General features: G+C 61.5%; 13 protein-coding genes. 12 read left to right on the top strand and 1 reads right to left on the bottom strand.

Annotated elements, in window-relative coordinates:
• The first annotated feature begins 21 nt into the window (after nt 1-21).
• The 3 genes from spoT to AC19YR_RS11200 all read left to right on the top strand — a co-directional run bounded on the left by spoT (nt 22) and on the right by AC19YR_RS11200 (nt 3,341).
• Nucleotides 22-2,127, top strand: coding sequence for a bifunctional GTP diphosphokinase/guanosine-3',5'-bis pyrophosphate 3'-pyrophosphohydrolase (gene spoT, locus AC19YR_RS11210; protein WP_095108680.1), 2,106 nt, complete (start codon nt 22-24; stop codon nt 2,125-2,127).
• A 24-nt stretch (nt 2,128-2,151) separates the two neighbouring features.
• On the top strand, nt 2,152-2,532 hold the full coding sequence (locus AC19YR_RS11205) for a RidA family protein (RefSeq protein WP_003229509.1): 381 nt from the start codon (nt 2,152-2,154) through the stop codon (nt 2,530-2,532).
• A 65-nt stretch (nt 2,533-2,597) separates the two neighbouring features.
• The gene (locus AC19YR_RS11200; RefSeq protein ID WP_500598469.1) at nt 2,598-3,341 is read left to right on the top strand and encodes a putative periplasmic lipoprotein; all 744 of its coding nucleotides are present in this window, start codon (nt 2,598-2,600) and stop codon (nt 3,339-3,341) included.
• Between the two features lie 13 nt (nt 3,342-3,354).
• On the opposite strand, the gene AC19YR_RS11195 is transcribed toward AC19YR_RS11200, so the two are convergent.
• Nucleotides 3,355-4,212, bottom strand: a complete 858-nt coding sequence (locus AC19YR_RS11195) for an SDR family oxidoreductase (RefSeq protein ID WP_500598467.1) — start codon at nt 4,210-4,212, stop codon at nt 3,355-3,357.
• 187 nt (nt 4,213-4,399) lie between these two features.
• Between AC19YR_RS11195 and exbB the strand changes: the two genes are divergently transcribed.
• The 9 genes from exbB to AC19YR_RS11150 all read left to right on the top strand — a co-directional run bounded on the left by exbB (nt 4,400) and on the right by AC19YR_RS11150 (nt 14,882).
• Nucleotides 4,400-5,410, top strand: a complete 1,011-nt coding sequence (gene exbB, locus AC19YR_RS11190) for a tonB-system energizer ExbB (RefSeq protein ID WP_500598465.1) — start codon at nt 4,400-4,402, stop codon at nt 5,408-5,410.
• Between the two features lie 6 nt (nt 5,411-5,416).
• Nucleotides 5,417-5,845, top strand: a complete 429-nt coding sequence (gene exbD / locus AC19YR_RS11185) for a TonB system transport protein ExbD (protein ID WP_095108676.1) — start codon at nt 5,417-5,419, stop codon at nt 5,843-5,845.
• On the top strand, nt 5,842-6,588 hold the full coding sequence (locus AC19YR_RS11180) for a TonB family protein (protein ID WP_095108675.1): 747 nt from the start codon (nt 5,842-5,844) through the stop codon (nt 6,586-6,588). Before exbD ends, AC19YR_RS11180 begins: the two co-directional genes overlap by 4 nt.
• Before the next feature lie 159 nt (nt 6,589-6,747).
• Entirely contained in the window at nt 6,748-7,668 is a 921-nt protein-coding gene (locus AC19YR_RS11175; protein ID WP_095108674.1) for a hydrogen peroxide-inducible genes activator, read from the top strand.
• A 9-nt stretch (nt 7,669-7,677) separates the two neighbouring features.
• On the top strand, nt 7,678-9,753 hold the full coding sequence (recG, locus tag AC19YR_RS11170) for an ATP-dependent DNA helicase RecG (RefSeq protein WP_500598462.1): 2,076 nt from the start codon (nt 7,678-7,680) through the stop codon (nt 9,751-9,753).
• Between the two features lie 78 nt (nt 9,754-9,831).
• Entirely contained in the window at nt 9,832-11,232 is a 1,401-nt protein-coding gene (locus AC19YR_RS11165) for an aminoacyl-tRNA deacylase and HDOD domain-containing protein (protein ID WP_500598460.1), read from the top strand.
• 476 nt (nt 11,233-11,708) lie between these two features.
• Entirely contained in the window at nt 11,709-12,899 is a 1,191-nt protein-coding gene (locus tag AC19YR_RS11160) for a DUF2515 family protein (protein ID WP_500598458.1), read from the top strand.
• Nucleotides 12,900-13,027: 128 nt separating this feature from the next.
• Complete coding sequence (locus AC19YR_RS11155; RefSeq protein WP_500598457.1) at nt 13,028-14,086, top strand: hypothetical protein; 1,059 nt, start codon at nt 13,028-13,030, stop codon at nt 14,084-14,086.
• A gap of 10 nt (nt 14,087-14,096) precedes the next feature.
• Complete coding sequence (locus AC19YR_RS11150; protein ID WP_500598456.1) at nt 14,097-14,882, top strand: DUF2515 family protein; 786 nt, start codon at nt 14,097-14,099, stop codon at nt 14,880-14,882.
• Nucleotides 14,883-14,887 lie beyond the last annotated feature (5 nt).

Raw genomic sequence — 14,887 nt, 5'->3', positions numbered from 1 at the left:
CAGCCTACGGCAGGAGTCATCATGCCGAGCATAGACGCCCTCGCCGATCGCTTATCGACCTATCTCGGCACGGACCAGGTCAATCTGGTCCGCCGAGCGTATTTCTACGCCGAACAAGCCCACGACGGCCAACGCCGCCGTAGCGGCGAGGCATACGTCACGCACCCTCTTGCCGTGGCGAACATTCTTGCCGACATGCACATGGACCATCAGAGCCTGATGGCCGCCATGCTCCATGACGTGATCGAAGACACCGGTATTGCCAAAGAGGCGCTGCAAGCGCAGTTCGGTGAAACCGTGGCCGAATTGGTCGACGGGGTCAGCAAACTGACCCAGATGAATTTCGAGACCAAGGCCGAGGCCCAGGCCGAGAACTTCCAGAAAATGGCCATGGCCATGGCCCGCGATATCCGCGTGATCCTGGTCAAGCTGGCTGATCGCCTGCATAACATGCGCACGCTGGAAGTGCTGTCCGGCGAAAAACGCCGGCGCATCGCCAAAGAAACCCTGGAAATCTATGCGCCCATCGCCAATCGCCTGGGCATGCACAGTATCCGCATCGAGTTCGAGGACCTGGGTTTCAAGGCCATGCACCCCATGCGCTCGGCGCGCATCTACCAAGCCGTCAAGCGCGCCCGAGGCAATCGCAAGGAAATCGTCAACAAAATCGAGGAATCCCTCAGCCACTGCCTCGCCATCGACGGCATCCAGGGCGAGGTCAGCGGGCGCCAGAAGCACATCTACGGCATCTACAAAAAGATGCGCGGCAAGCGCCGGGCCTTCAACGAGATCATGGACGTCTACGCGTTCCGCATCATCGTTGACAAGGTCGACACCTGCTACCGGGTGCTCGGGGCTGTACATAATTTGTACAAACCGCTGCCGGGGCGCTTCAAGGACTACATCGCCATCCCCAAGGCCAACGGCTATCAGTCCCTGCATACCACGCTGTTCGGCATGCACGGCGTGCCGATCGAAATCCAGATCCGCACCCGCGAAATGGAAGAAATGGCCAACAACGGCATCGCCGCCCACTGGCTGTACAAATCCACCGGCGACGAGCAGCCCAAGGGCACTCACGCCCGCGCCCGCCAATGGGTCAAAGGCGTGCTGGAAATGCAGCAACGTGCCGGCAACTCCCTGGAATTCATCGAAAGCGTAAAAATCGACCTGTTCCCGGACGAAGTCTACGTCTTCACCCCCAAGGGCCGGATCATGGAGCTGCCCAAAGGCTCTACGGCGGTGGATTTCGCCTACGCGGTGCACACCGATGTGGGCAACAGCTGCATCGCCTGTCGGATCAATCGTCGCCTCGCGCCGCTGTCCGAACCCCTGCAGAGCGGTTCCACCGTCGAAATCGTCAGCGCCCCCGGCGCGCGGCCCAACCCGGCGTGGCTCAACTTCGTGGTCACCGGCAAGGCCCGCACGCACATCCGCCACGCCCTCAAGCTGCAACGCCGCTCCGAGTCCATCAGCCTCGGCGAGCGCCTGCTGAACAAGGTCCTCAACGGCTTCGACAGCGCCCTGGACAAGATCCCGGCCGAGCGCATCCAGGCCATGCTCCACGAGTACCGCCTGGAACTGATCGAAGACCTGCTCGAAGACATCGGCCTGGGCAACCGCATGGCCTACGTGGTCGCCCGCCGCCTGCTGGGTGAAGGCGAACAACTGCCCAGCCCCGAAGGCCCACTGGCGATCCGCGGCACCGAAGGCCTGGTGCTCAGCTACGCCAAGTGCTGCACACCGATCCCCGGCGATCCGATTGTCGGCCACCTGTCCGCGGGCAAAGGCATGGTCGTGCACCTGGATAACTGCCGCAACATCAGCGAAATCCGCCACAACCCGGAAAAATGCATCCAGCTCTCCTGGGCCAAGGACGTCACCGGCGAATTCAACGTCGAGCTGCGCGTCGAGCTGGAGCACCAACGCGGCCTGATCGCCCTGCTGGCCAGTAGCGTCAACGCAGCCGACGGCAATATCGAGAAAATCAGCATGGATGAGCGCGATGGCCGCATCAGCGTGGTCCAACTGGTCGTCAGCGTGCATGACCGCGTGCACCTGGCCCGAGTCATCAAGAAACTGCGCGCCCTCACCGGCGTCACCCGCATCACCCGCATGCGTGCGTAAGCCCTTCATAACAAGGAACCCAACATGACCAAGACCGTTATCACCAGCGACAAAGCCCCGGCAGCCATCGGCACTTACTCCCAGGCGATCAAGGCTGGCAACACTGTCTACATGTCCGGCCAGATTCCCCTGGACCCAAAAACCATGGAGCTGGTCGAAGGCTTCGAAGCCCAGACCGTCCAGGTGTTCGAGAACCTCAAGGCTGTGGCCGAAGCGGCGGGCGGTTCGTTCAAGGACATCGTCAAACTCAACATTTTCCTCACCGACCTGAGCCACTTCGCCAAGGTCAACGAGATCATGGGCAAATACTTCGACCAGCCCTACCCGGCACGCGCCGCCATCGGTGTCGCTGCGCTGCCCAAGGGTTCGCAGGTTGAAATGGACGCCATTCTCGTCATCGAGTAAGCGGCGTCCGCAGGTATTGGCGCAGCCCTCGTGCTGCGCCATTTTCGTTTTGAAAGGATTCCATCATGCGCCAAGCGCTTGCTCTCTCATTGCTCGCCGTGTTCCTCGGCGGCTGCGCCAGCGATCCCGCCGACCGTGATATCAGTGGCACCTGGATCAACCAGGTGGCAATCGATGCCGCCGCCAAAGGCGAGTCATTGCGCGAAACCCTCCAGGCCAACGGCCCAAACCTGGAATGGGACATCAACACCAAAGCCGCTCAGGCGCGCTTCACCAACGGCTTCGAAAATGTCGAAGGCAAACTGGCCGGCGAACAGTCCGGGGCCTGGAAAGTCGACTTCTACGGCGGCTCGTCCGTCGAGCTCAAGCGCGACGGCAAGCAATTGCTGCAAGCGGCGGCCGACACGGACCCTGCACAAACCTTCGAGCGCGCCCAGGACACCACCGTGCCTGCCGGCGCGCCGCTGGGCGCCAGTTTCGAGCGCGCACTCTACGCCACCTACATGGGGGGCAACTGGAAGGTCCTGAGTGGCCCTGGCGAAGGCGGCACCGTGCAGTTCCAGCCGGATGGCCGGATCGACGGCATGGTCGGCGCCGACCGCTACGCCCTGTGCCTGGCGGGCGATTGCGCATCCATGAGCGGTAGCAACGACAGCATCTGGCTGCAACAAGGCAACCAGGGCAACTCGTGGATCTTCGCCCGCAAGGGTGACCAACTGGAAATTTTCCAGGCGATCAACGGTGCCCTGGCGGACGAAATGCCTTCCCTGTCCCCCGGCGCACGCCAGTGGCTGCTGGAAAAACAGTAACCCGCGGCAGCGGCTACACCTCCTGCGCGAGGATGGCCGCGTAGCCTTCGCGGAAACTCGGGTATAGCGGCGCCCACCCCAGGGCCCGCGCCCGCGCGTTGGAGCACCGCTTGCTGCTGGCCCGGCGCACGCTGACCTCATCGGCCCACTGGCTGACACCCAGGTAATCGCGCAACCAGGCAACCACCTCAGCCAGCGGCGCCGGCGTGTCATCGACACCTATATAGCAATCCTCCAGCGCCGCCCCTTGGCGATCAGTCTCCAACAAGAAGGCCAACAGCCGCGCTGCGTCGTCGACGTGAATGCGGTTGCCAAACAACGGCGGCTCGATGGCCACGCGATAGCCCTGGCGCACCTGGGTCAGCAGTGCGTTGCGCCCTGGGCCGTAAATGCCGGTGAGGCGCACCGCACTGGCGGGGATGCCACTGCGCGCGGCGACCTGCTCGGCCTCAAGCATCAAACGCCCGGAGTAGCCACGCGCCTCGGTGGCCGAGGTTTCGTCGATCCACTCGCCCTCTTGCTGGCCATAGACGCTGGTGCTGGAGACGAACAGCAGGCGCTTGGGCGCCTGGCCATGCTGTTCGAGCCAACCCAGTACATGTTCCAGCCCCTGGACGTAAGCCGCGCGGTAACCTGCCTCGTCGTGTTCGGTGGCCGTGGCGCAATACACCAGGTAGTCCACGGCGCCAGTCGGCCACTGGGCCGGGCATTGCGCGCTGAACAAATCCCCAGCGATACCCGTGGCCCCGGCGGGCAACCTCGCGGTCGTGCGACGCATTCCGTAAGCCTGCCATCCTTTCGCCAGCATTTGCGTCGCCAAACGCCCGCCAACGTCGCCACAACCGGCGATCAACACCGAAGGAACGGACATCAAAAACCCCTCAAATAATGGCCCAGCCTAGCTTCGTCAGATGACGAGCGGCGGGCTTCGTAGGAAAAAAAGACAGTCTATTGCTTCTGTTAACAAGAATTACTTGCAATAATGGCCGCCCATTTGTTCTCGGCCCCACGAGGCCTAGAAGGACATTTACCCCTTTTCCCTCTCAGGTCCGGCCAGCATGACAAGCAATCAACTCCCCGCTTCGCCAACCAAGCTTTCTAGCCCTTCGCGCACGTGGCGCATGGTAACAGCGCTGTTGCTCAGCCTGTTGCTGGCACCGACTGCGGCCTATGCGGACCAAGCGGCACCGGCCGCTGCCGCGGCGCCGGCTGCTACCCATGAGAGCACCGACCACAGCCCCGCGCCTGTCACCGACGCTGCGCCAGTCGTGACCCCGGTTGCCGCCGACCCGGCCCTGGCGCAAGACGCCAACCTGCCCGCCGATGGCGAAGGCGAAGTGCTGGAAGCCGACAACACCCTGGGCATGGCCCATGACCTGTCGCCATGGGGCATGTACCAGAACGCCGACATCATCGTGAAAATCGTGATGATCGGCCTGGCCATCGCCTCGATCATCACCTGGACCATCTGGATCGCCAAGGGCTTTGAGCTGCTGGGCGCCAAGCGTCGCCTGCGCGGTGAAATCCTGGCCCTGAAAAAAGCCACCACCCTCAAGGAAGCCAGCACCACTGCGGCCAAGGAAGGCACCCTGGCCAACCTGCTGGTGCACGACGCCTTGGAAGAAATGCGCCTGTCGGCCAATAGCCGCGAGAAAGAAGGCATCAAGGAACGGGTGAGCTTCCGCCTCGAGCGCCTGGTCGCTGCCTGCGGTCGCAACATGAGCAGCGGCACCGGCGTGCTGGCCACCATTGGTTCCACCGCGCCCTTCGTCGGCCTGTTCGGCACCGTGTGGGGCATCATGAACAGCTTCATCGGCATCGCCAAAACCCAGACCACCAACCTGGCCGTCGTCGCCCCCGGCATTGCCGAAGCCCTGCTGGCCACTGCCCTGGGCTTGGTCGCGGCGATCCCCGCCGTGGTGATCTACAACGTGTTCGCCCGCTCCATCGCCGGCTACAAGGCCCAAGTCTCTGACGCCTCTGCCGAAGTCCTGCTGCTGGTCAGCCGTGACCTCGACCACCTGCCGCCTGAGCGCGGCTCGCAACCGCATATGGTGAAAGTGGGGTAATCGGCCATGGGCCTGCATTTGAAAGAAGGCGCAGACGACGATCTGGCCGAGAACCATGAAATCAACGTCACCCCGTTCATCGACGTGATGTTGGTACTGCTCATCATCTTTATGGTGGCCGCCCCGCTGGCCACCGTGGACATCAAGGTTGACCTGCCCGCCTCCACCGCCAAACCGGCGCCGCGGCCGGAGAAACCGGTGTTCCTCAGCGTCAAGGCCGATCAGCGACTGTTCCTGGGCGAAGACGAAGTGAAAGCCGAAAGCCTCGGCGCCACCCTCGATGCCCGCACCCAAGGCAAAAAGGACACGACGATCTTCTTCCAGGCCGATAAAGGCGTGGATTACGGCGACCTGATGAGTGTGATGGATGCCCTGCGGGCGGCCGGGTACTTGAAGGTCGGCCTGGTCGGACTTGAGACGGCAGCCAAGAAATGATGACAACGCGCCAAAAGCTGACGCGTTACAGCGGTAGCCTGGCACTGGTGCTGGGCGTCCATGCGGTCGCGGTTGTTCTCGCGCTCAACTGGACGTCGCCACAGCCGGTCGAACTGCCGCCGATGGCGATGCTGGTGGAGTTGGCGCCGGTTCCGGCCCCACCTCCGCCCGCACCGCCCAAGGTCGTGACGCCGCCCCAACCCCCGGCCCCGGTAGAGGAACTGCCGTTGCCAAAACTCGCGGAGGCGCCGAAACCGACGATCTCCGTGCCCAAACCGGTCAAACCCAAGCCCAAGCCACAACCGCCCAAGCCTGAGAAGCAGCCGGAGCCGCCCAAGGAAAAACCTTCCGAGGAAAAACCCAGCGACGCCCCGCCAACCAACGCGCCAACGGACAAGTCCGCCCAACCGGCGCCCGGCCCTTCGCCTGCCCAACTGGCGGCCAAGGCCAGTTGGCAGAGCACCCTGCTGGGGCACCTGGCCAAGTACAAAAAGTACCCGCCCGGTGCCCAGGCCCGTGGCAAGGAAGGTTTGAACCGTCTGCGCTTCGTGGTCGATGGCGAAGGCAAAGTGTTGTCCTACGAGTTGGTAGGGCGTTCGGGCAACGCCGATCTGGACCGGGCCACCCTGGAAATGATCCGCCGCGCCCAACCGCTGCCCAAGCCGCCGGCCGACATGCTGAGCAATGGCTCCATCGAGATCGTCGCACCGTTCGTTTATTCGATCGAAAAACGTCGCCGCTGACCGCTGCCACAAACCCCGAAGGGCACCGACAAGGTGCCCTTCGCGCATCTGCAAACACAAAGACAGATTGCCCGGTGTCGCTCTTCGCCCTCAGTCTGATAACGTGCGTCTATCGATTGCAGCCGTTATGCTTGGCCCGCAACCTCATGGACGCCCGCTATGACCCTCACAGAATTACGCTACATCGTTACCCTCGCCCAAGAGCAACACTTCGGCCACGCGGCCGAGCGCTGCCACGTCAGCCAGCCGACCCTGTCGGTAGGCGTCAAGAAGCTTGAAGACGAACTCGGTGTGCTGATTTTTGAGCGCAGCAAAAGCGCGGTGCGCCTGACCCCTGTGGGTGAAGGCATCGTCGCCCAGGCCCAAAAGGTACTGGAGCAAGCCCAAGGCATCCGCGAACTGGCCCAAGCCGGGAAAAACCAGCTGACCGCGCCGTTGAAAGTCGGCGCGATCTACACCGTCGGCCCCTACCTGTTCCCCCACTTGATCCCGCAACTGCACCGGGTCGCCCCGCAGATGCCGTTGTACATCGAAGAAAATTTCACCCACGTGCTGCGCGACAAACTGCGCAACGGCGAGTTGGACGCGATCATCATCGCCCTGCCGTTCAACGAGGCGGACGTGCTGACCCTGCCGCTCTACGACGAGCCTTTCTACGTACTGATGCCCAGCTCGCACCCCTGGACCCAGAAAGCCACCATCGACGCCAGCCTGCTCAACGACAAGAGCCTGCTGCTGCTCGGCGAAGGCCACTGCTTCCGCGACCAAGTGCTCGAAGCCTGCCCCACCACCGCCAAGGGCAACGACGGCAACCGCCACACCACGGTGGAATCCAGCTCCCTGGAAACCATCCGCCACATGGTCGCCTCGGGTCTGGGAATTTCGATCCTGCCGCTCTCGGCCGTGGACAGCCATCACTACGCCCCCGGCGTGATCGAAGTACGCCCACTGACCCCGCCGGTGCCGTTCCGCACCGTGGCGATTGCCTGGCGCGCCAGTTTCCCAAGGCCCAAAGCCATCGAAATCCTCGCCGACTCGATCCGCCTGTGCTCGGTGGCCAAGCCGCCCGCCGCGAGCTAAGACGCGGCCATGACGCAGCTGTCGAACGTGCCCGTCACGGCACTCAAGGGTGTCGGCGAAGCCATGGCCGAAAAACTGGCCAAAGTCGGCCTGGAAAACCTCCAGGATGTGCTGTTCCACCTGCCCTTGCGCTACCAGGACCGCACCCGCGTAGTGCCCATCGGCCACCTGCGCCCGGGCCAGGACGCGGTGATCGAAGGCACCGTCAGCGGCGCCGACGTGGTCATGGGCAAGCGCCGCAGCCTGCTGGTGCGCTTGCAGGACGGCACCGGCGGCCTGAGCCTGCGCTTTTACCACTTCAGCAACGCGCAAAAAGAAGGCCTCAAGCGCGGCACCCGCATCCGCTGCTACGGCGAGGCCCGCCCCGGCGCCTCGGGCCTGGAAATCTACCACCCCGAGTACCGCGCCATCAGCGGCGACGAACCGCCGCCCGTGGACCAGACCCTGACGCCGATCTACCCGCTCACCGAAGGCCTGACCCAACAACGCCTGCGCCAGTTGTGCCAGCAGACCCTGGCCCTACTCGGCCCCAGCAGCCTGCCCGACTGGCTGCCGGACGAACTGGCCCGCGACTACCAACTGGCGCCCTTGGCCGACGCGATCCGCTACCTGCATCACCCGCCGGCCGACGCCGATGTGGATGAGCTGGCCCTGGGGCATCACTGGGCCCAGCATCGCCTGGCGTTCGAGGAACTGCTGACCCATCAGCTATCCCAGCAACGCCTGCGCGAAAGCCTGCGCTCCTTGCGCGCACCGGTGCTGCCCAAGGCCAAGGTGTTGCCGGCCAAATACCTGGCCAACCTGGGCTTCCCACCCACCGGCGCGCAACAGCGGGTGGGCAATGAAATCGCCTACGACCTGAACCAGCGCGAGCCGATGCTGCGTCTGATCCAGGGCGATGTCGGCGCGGGCAAAACCGTGGTCGCCGCCCTCGCGGCCCTGCAAGCTTTGGAGGCGGGTTACCAGGTCGCGCTAATGGCGCCCACCGAGATTCTCGCCGAACAACACTTCCTCAACTTCACCCGCTGGCTCGAACCCCTAGGGATCGAAACCGCGTGGCTGGCCGGCAAGCTCAAGGGCAAGCACCGCACCGCCGCCCTGGAGCAGATCGCCAGCGGCACGCCGATGGTGGTGGGCACCCATGCGCTGTTCCAGGACGAAGTGCAGTTCAAGAACCTGGCCCTGGTCATCATCGACGAGCAGCACCGCTTCGGCGTGCAGCAGCGCCTGGCCCTGCGCCAGAAAGGCGTCGGCGGGCGCATGTGCCCGCACCAGCTCATCATGACCGCCACCCCCATCCCGCGGACCCTGGCCATGAGCGCCTACGCCGACCTCGACACCTCGGTCCTCGACGAACTGCCCCCCGGGCGCACCCCCGTGAACACGGTGCTGATTACCGACACCCGGCGCATCGAAGTCATCGAACGGGTGCGCGCCGCTTGCGCCGAGGGCCGCCAGGCGTACTGGGTGTGCACGCTGATCGAAGAGTCCGAAGAACTCACCTGCCAAGCCGCCGAAACCACCTTCGAGGACCTCACCAGCGCCCTGGGCGAATTGCGCGTCGGCCTGATTCACGGGCGCATGAAGCCTGTGGAAAAAGCCGCGGTGATGGCCCAGTTCAAGGCCGGCGAACTGCAACTGCTGGTGGCGACCACGGTGATTGAAGTCGGTGTCGATGTGCCCAACGCCAGCTTGATGATTATCGAAAACCCCGAACGCCTGGGCCTGGCGCAACTGCACCAGTTGCGCGGGCGCGTCGGCCGGGGCAGCGCCGCCAGCCACTGCGTGCTGCTCTATCACCCGCCGCTGTCGCAGATCGGCCGCCAGCGCCTGGGCATCATGCGCGAGACCAACGACGGTTTCGTCATCGCCGAAAAAGACCTGGAGCTACGCGGCCCCGGGGAAATGCTCGGCACCCGGCAGACCGGCCTGCTGCAATTCAAAGTCGCCGACCTGATGCGCGACGCCGACCTGCTGCCAGCGGTGCGCGATGCCGCCCAGGCCTTGCTGGAACGCTGGCCGCAACACGTCAGCCCGTTGCTAGAGCGCTGGTTACGCCACGGCCAGCAATACGGCCAGGTGTGAATCGAACCCCAGTTAAAGAGACAAGGGTGCAACCAAGCTGGTTATACTCCTGGCATTGTAAGAAAAGGGATACAGACCATGACAGAAGTTGCCATCTCCCCAGCAACCCCGCACGCTCCGTCTGTTATCCGGCTGCTGCTCGGCAAGCTGGACATCCCCTACACCGAAGTGCTGGACCACGCGGCGCTGAACCCGGCGCGCAAAGTCCAGGCCGTGCTGCTGGACGATGCCATCGGCGCGCTGATGGTGCTGTTCCCGCAAAGCCAATTGCTGGATCTCAACCGCCTCACCGAGCTGACAGGCCGGCGCCTCACCGCCGTGCCCCTGGATCGCCTGGAACGCATGCTCGGCAAACACAGCCTGAGCCTGCTGCCGGGCCTACCGGCGCTGACCAGTTCGCCCTGCCTGTACGAAGAAAGCCTGCTGCACCAGCCCTCCCTGCTTATCCACTCGGGTGAACCGGGCCTGTTGCTGGAAATCACCAACGAAGCCTTCAAGACCATGCTGACCAAGGCCAGCGCCGGTAACTTCGGCGAAGCCCTGAACACCATTCATCCCAACCTCGACCGCCCCCACGACGACAGCGAGGAAATCACCCTCGCCATGCAGGCCTTCACGGCGCGGCGCATCCAGCAACGCCTGGAAGCCACCCTGGAAATCCCGCCACTGGCCGAGACAGCGCAAAAAATCATCAAGTTGCGCGTGGACCCCAACGCCACCATCGACGACATCACCGGCGTGGTGGAAACCGACCCGGCCCTGGCCGCCCAAGTGGTGAGCTGGGCAGCGTCGCCGTACTACGCCTCGCCGGGTAAAATTCGTTCAGTCGAAGACGCCATTGTCCGCGTGCTTGGGTTTGACCTGGTGATAAACCTGGCGCTGGGCCTGGCCCTGGGCAAAACCCTGAGCCTGCCCAAAGACCAGCCGCAGACCAACACGCCGTACTGGCAGCAGTCGATCTACACCGCTGCCGTGATCGAAGGCCTGACCCGCGCCATGCCACGCGCGCAGCGCCCCGAAGCCGGCCTGACCTACCTCGCCGGCCTTTTGCACAACTTCGGCTACCTGCTGCTGGCCCACGTCTTCCCCCCGCACTTCTCGCTGATCTGCCGCCACCTGGAGGTCAACCCGCACCTGTGCCACAGCTACATCGAGCAGCACTTGCTGGGCATCAGCCGCGAACAGATCGGCGCCTGGCTGATGCGCTACTGGGACATGCCGCCGGAACTGTGCACCGCCCTGCGCTTCCAGCACGACCCCAGCTACGACGGTGAGTACGCCGAGTACCCGAACCTGGTGTGCCTGGCCGTGCGCCTGCTGCGTGGGCGCGGCATCGGCTCCGGCCCCGACGAAGAAATCCCCGAAGCCCTGCTCGAACGCGTCGGCCTGAGCCGCGACAAGGCTGAAGACGTGGTCAGCAAAGTGCTGGACGCCGAAGTCCTGCTGCGCGAACTGGCGTCGCAGTTCAGCCAGCACTGACGTTAGGCGGCCCTTGCGGGCCTGGACGCTCGTCCAGGCTCGACTTGTTTAACTGATGTCAGCAGAGCACATGGCTTCGCGTAAGTAGATTCCCACTCGACACGTCCCCTCGGTCTGATTTTCCGGCCAGAAAACCATCGCTACCATCTCGCGTCTTACCCCAAGAAGGTAAACGCGATGCCCTCGCAGCCATTGCAACTGGCCCTGCTAAGCGGCCAGCCACGCCGCTGGCAATCAACCCAAGCGGCCCAACGCGGCCCGCACTACCGTGCGTACTCCCGCCTCCCAGTCAACAACCCAAAAGCCACCCGGCCTAGCAGCGCCTGCGCTGACGGCGGGCACTTCTGCGCACCTCAAAAAGCGCCCGCTCACCGAGCCCTCACCTCACATGATTGCCCCCCAACAAGCACAAATGGCCTACCCCAAGACCCAGGGGAAAGCTGAATCACCCTGAGCCAGCACCCAGGAGACAGATGATGACCCGACCCTGGATTATCGACACCGAAGAAGGCGTCACCTACATCAAAGGCCGAATCCTGAAAAAGGCCTACACCCGCGCGGAAGAAGGCGCCACAGAAGACGCGATTGTCACCTGCTGCGACCTATGGTCCCTGGTGCAAGCGCAAAGCATCGCCCTGTTGGCGCAAAACAACGTCTTGGTGCCCAAAGCCTTAACGCGCGCCAAACGCACCGCTGGCAACTATGCCCAACTGTTCCTGGACGATGAAGGCACCGAACATCAGGGCCGCTTTTACTGGGCCGGCCTCGCCGCATTTGCCGCCAAGCAAGTGGTAGACGGCATCGAGTTCGCCGAAAGTAAATTCGATCATTTCATGGCCGACGCCAGGCTCATGTCTCGGGTCAGTTACTACTACTTGCTCAAGGGTAACTTCTGGCTGTTTCTCGAAATCACCCCGTGGATGCTCTATTGGCGCAAGTTTGGCCGCGAGGCGTTCTTCCGCGATGTCGATTGCCGGGATGTCACCACCTACGACCCGGTCATCACCCAACAGGTACAAGCCATGCCTTGGGCCCTGGGGGAAAACACTTCCTTGCGCCTGGATATGGAAAAGAACCTGCGCAAGTTAGATATCCGCCACCTCAACTGGCAGATGAACCTGACCGACGATAAAGGCGCGCTGGCGGAAATTAAGCAGTGCAGGGCGACAGTGCCTTTGAAAGAGGGGTTTCGTTATGTTGAGGCGTATGAAACCGTTAATGAGCCGGGCTCAAAAGAGCTCAGGGAGGAGCTAGCATTCAAGAGCGCAGATTACTTCCTTCAACACGAACAAAATATTCACCTGCAAGCAATGATCTATAACCATCCCGAGTTTAAATTGGCTATAGATAGCAACGACTTGGGACGCAGACTTTGGAACTTGGTGGAAACGAAGGATCCGACATTAGTATTTAATGCTGCGCCCATGGTTACCCGGGAAATTGAAATTCGGGAGTTACAGCCCTATGGGCTTACGGCAGAAGACGTGACGGTCACTATGGGGCTGGCACAAGGAAGTCTCTACGAGCCAGAGGCAAGGATGGAATACGTTATGGACATCCTCGAGCAATACCACCGACTAATGATTGGAGGCCGAGATTACAAGGGACAATATCGGTCATATATGATTGAACAAATGCAGGCAATCGCAATTTGGAAGGAAGCCTAATTATGCACCTACATACCCGCACCAGGTTATTGGGGGTAGGGCTGTTATTAGCGCTAGGCCTCACTATTGAATACGCAACTACCCATCTACCAACAGCTTATTCTACTGCCAGTAACTGGAGCCCTTTCATGAACTCACGCGTGCTTGAATTCGCATTAGGCGAAAAAGGGGACACTATCATCCAACGCGCAAGTTCTTCTATTCAACGTTCAGGTGTGAGCAGCGCACTATTTTATACCGCTCGAAATATGCAATATCGCCTGAAACATCCTAAGCACGGGCTGACCTTCCCTCTCGCCAGCACCGTGCTTTTTTACGATGATGCTAGCGATACTTACGGAGTGGATGAAGTCAATATGCGCCTTGACCTTCCCAAGAGGCCCATCTTGAAAAAAATCTCTGATGCAGAACTAGAAATCTATGACCGCCAGTTATATGAATTAGTAATGGCCCTTCAGGCCAGCATCCAAGCCGTCGGCTGGAAGCGATTCATTATGCTGAGCGACCCCCGTTTAACTGGACGCACAACCTATCACTTTAAAGAGGGTCATTTAAACCAACCCAGCGTTGCGAGTTTAAAACTCGTATCGCCATTTTTGGCTGATCCTGATTACCGATTATCCTGGGAAGATTGGAAGTCGTTGAAAAATGGATTCATATGGTACTGGCAAGCTGACGGAATGTTACTTAAGGTCAGGTATAGCCCTGGCATCCGCACAGAAAACTCCGACACCCCCCTATTTGACAATTTGAATGTCATCCTCCAAACAACTAACAGCCTAAGCGGCGCCAACCATCCCAACGAAGCCACACGCGCCAAATACGCCACAACCCTAGCAGGCGCCTTACTCCTGCGAATCAAGGCAGAAGAACAAGCACGAGCCCTGGGCTTACCCATCCTGGAAAGTTATCAAGACCCCACCATGGTCACGGGCGTGCACGTGCCTTCGATGGAGAGCGTGGCAAAAGCCGAAGCCCTAAAACAAGCCCAAACCGCGCCACCGGAGCCGGTGTTACGCAAAGCCGCCGGCGAACTTTGCCCCCAGTCCGGGTGGTGGTTCACCCCCGCCCAAGTTAATTCCCGCCGTTACTTCCAACAAGGCACTCCTTTCCCCACCATCGGCGACAGCAACTTCGGCACGACTTTCTGGCAGTGGAGTCCCGATCAATCCAACCCGACCTTATAAGCAGGTAAACATGACCACACCCTGGATTATCGACACCGAAGAAGGCGTCACCTACGTCAAAGGCCGAATCCTGAAAAAGGCCTACACCCGCGCGGAAGAAGGCGCCACCGAAGACGCGATTGCCACCTGCTGCGACCTATGGTCCCTGGTGCAAGCGCAAAGCATCGCCCTGTTGGCGCAAAACAACGTCTTGGTGCCCAAAGCCTTAAGGCGCGCCAAACGCACCGCCGGCAACTATGCCCAACTGTTCCTGGACGATGAAGGCACCGAACATCAGGGCCGCTTTTACTGGGCCGGCCTCGCCGCATTTGCCGCCAAGCAAGTGGTAGACGGCATCGAGTTCGCCGAAAGTAAATTCGATCATTTCATGGCCGACGCCAGGCTCATGTCTCGGGTCAGTTACTACTACTTGCTCAAGGGTAACTTCTGGCTGTTTCTCGAAATCACCCCGTGGATGCTCTATTGGCGCAAGTTTGGCCGCGAGGCGTTCTTTCGCGATGTCGATTGCCGGGATGTCACCACCTACGACCCGGTCATCACCCAACAGGTACAAGCCATGCCTTGGGCCCTGGGGGAAAACACTTCCTTGCGCCTGGATATGGAAAAGAACCTGCGCAAGTTAGATATCCGCCACCTCAACTGGCAGATGAACCTGACCGACGATAAAGGCGCGTTTGGGGATTCCACGCGCACTTGGACACCCATTCCACGAACACTTGGACAGCGACTCCACGCTGACTTGGACACTCATTCCACGGCCACTTGGACACTGATTCCACAAGCACTTGGACAGTGATGTCC

This window comes from Pseudomonas sp. MF08817, from assembly GCF_059862705.1.
The sequence above is the reverse complement of the archived record's forward strand: the minus strand, read 5'-3'. Positions and strand labels throughout refer to the sequence as shown.

Bases quoted from the DNA above. Each gene is read 5' to 3' on its own strand.
- AC19YR_RS11150 (WP_500598456.1), top strand. From the start codon at position 14,097: ATGACCACACCCTGGATTATCGACACCGAAGAAGGCGTCACCTACGTC.
- AC19YR_RS11205 (WP_003229509.1), top strand. From the start codon at position 2,152: ATGACCAAGACCGTTATCACCAGCGACAAAGCCCCGGCAGCCATCGGC.
- recG (WP_500598462.1), top strand. From the start codon at position 7,678: ATGACGCAGCTGTCGAACGTGCCCGTCACGGCACTCAAGGGTGTCGGC.
- AC19YR_RS11195 (WP_500598467.1), bottom strand. From the start codon at position 4,212: ATGTCCGTTCCTTCGGTGTTGATCGCCGGTTGTGGCGACGTTGGCGGG.
- AC19YR_RS11155 (WP_500598457.1), top strand. From the start codon at position 13,028: ATGAACTCACGCGTGCTTGAATTCGCATTAGGCGAAAAAGGGGACACT.
- AC19YR_RS11200 (WP_500598469.1), top strand. From the start codon at position 2,598: ATGCGCCAAGCGCTTGCTCTCTCATTGCTCGCCGTGTTCCTCGGCGGC.
- AC19YR_RS11160 (WP_500598458.1), top strand. From the start codon at position 11,709: ATGACCCGACCCTGGATTATCGACACCGAAGAAGGCGTCACCTACATC.
- AC19YR_RS11180 (WP_095108675.1), top strand. From the start codon at position 5,842: ATGATGACAACGCGCCAAAAGCTGACGCGTTACAGCGGTAGCCTGGCA.
- spoT (WP_095108680.1), top strand. From the start codon at position 22: ATGCCGAGCATAGACGCCCTCGCCGATCGCTTATCGACCTATCTCGGC.
- AC19YR_RS11165 (WP_500598460.1), top strand. From the start codon at position 9,832: ATGACAGAAGTTGCCATCTCCCCAGCAACCCCGCACGCTCCGTCTGTT.
- exbD (WP_095108676.1), top strand. From the start codon at position 5,417: ATGGGCCTGCATTTGAAAGAAGGCGCAGACGACGATCTGGCCGAGAAC.
- exbB (WP_500598465.1), top strand. From the start codon at position 4,400: ATGACAAGCAATCAACTCCCCGCTTCGCCAACCAAGCTTTCTAGCCCT.
- AC19YR_RS11175 (WP_095108674.1), top strand. From the start codon at position 6,748: ATGACCCTCACAGAATTACGCTACATCGTTACCCTCGCCCAAGAGCAA.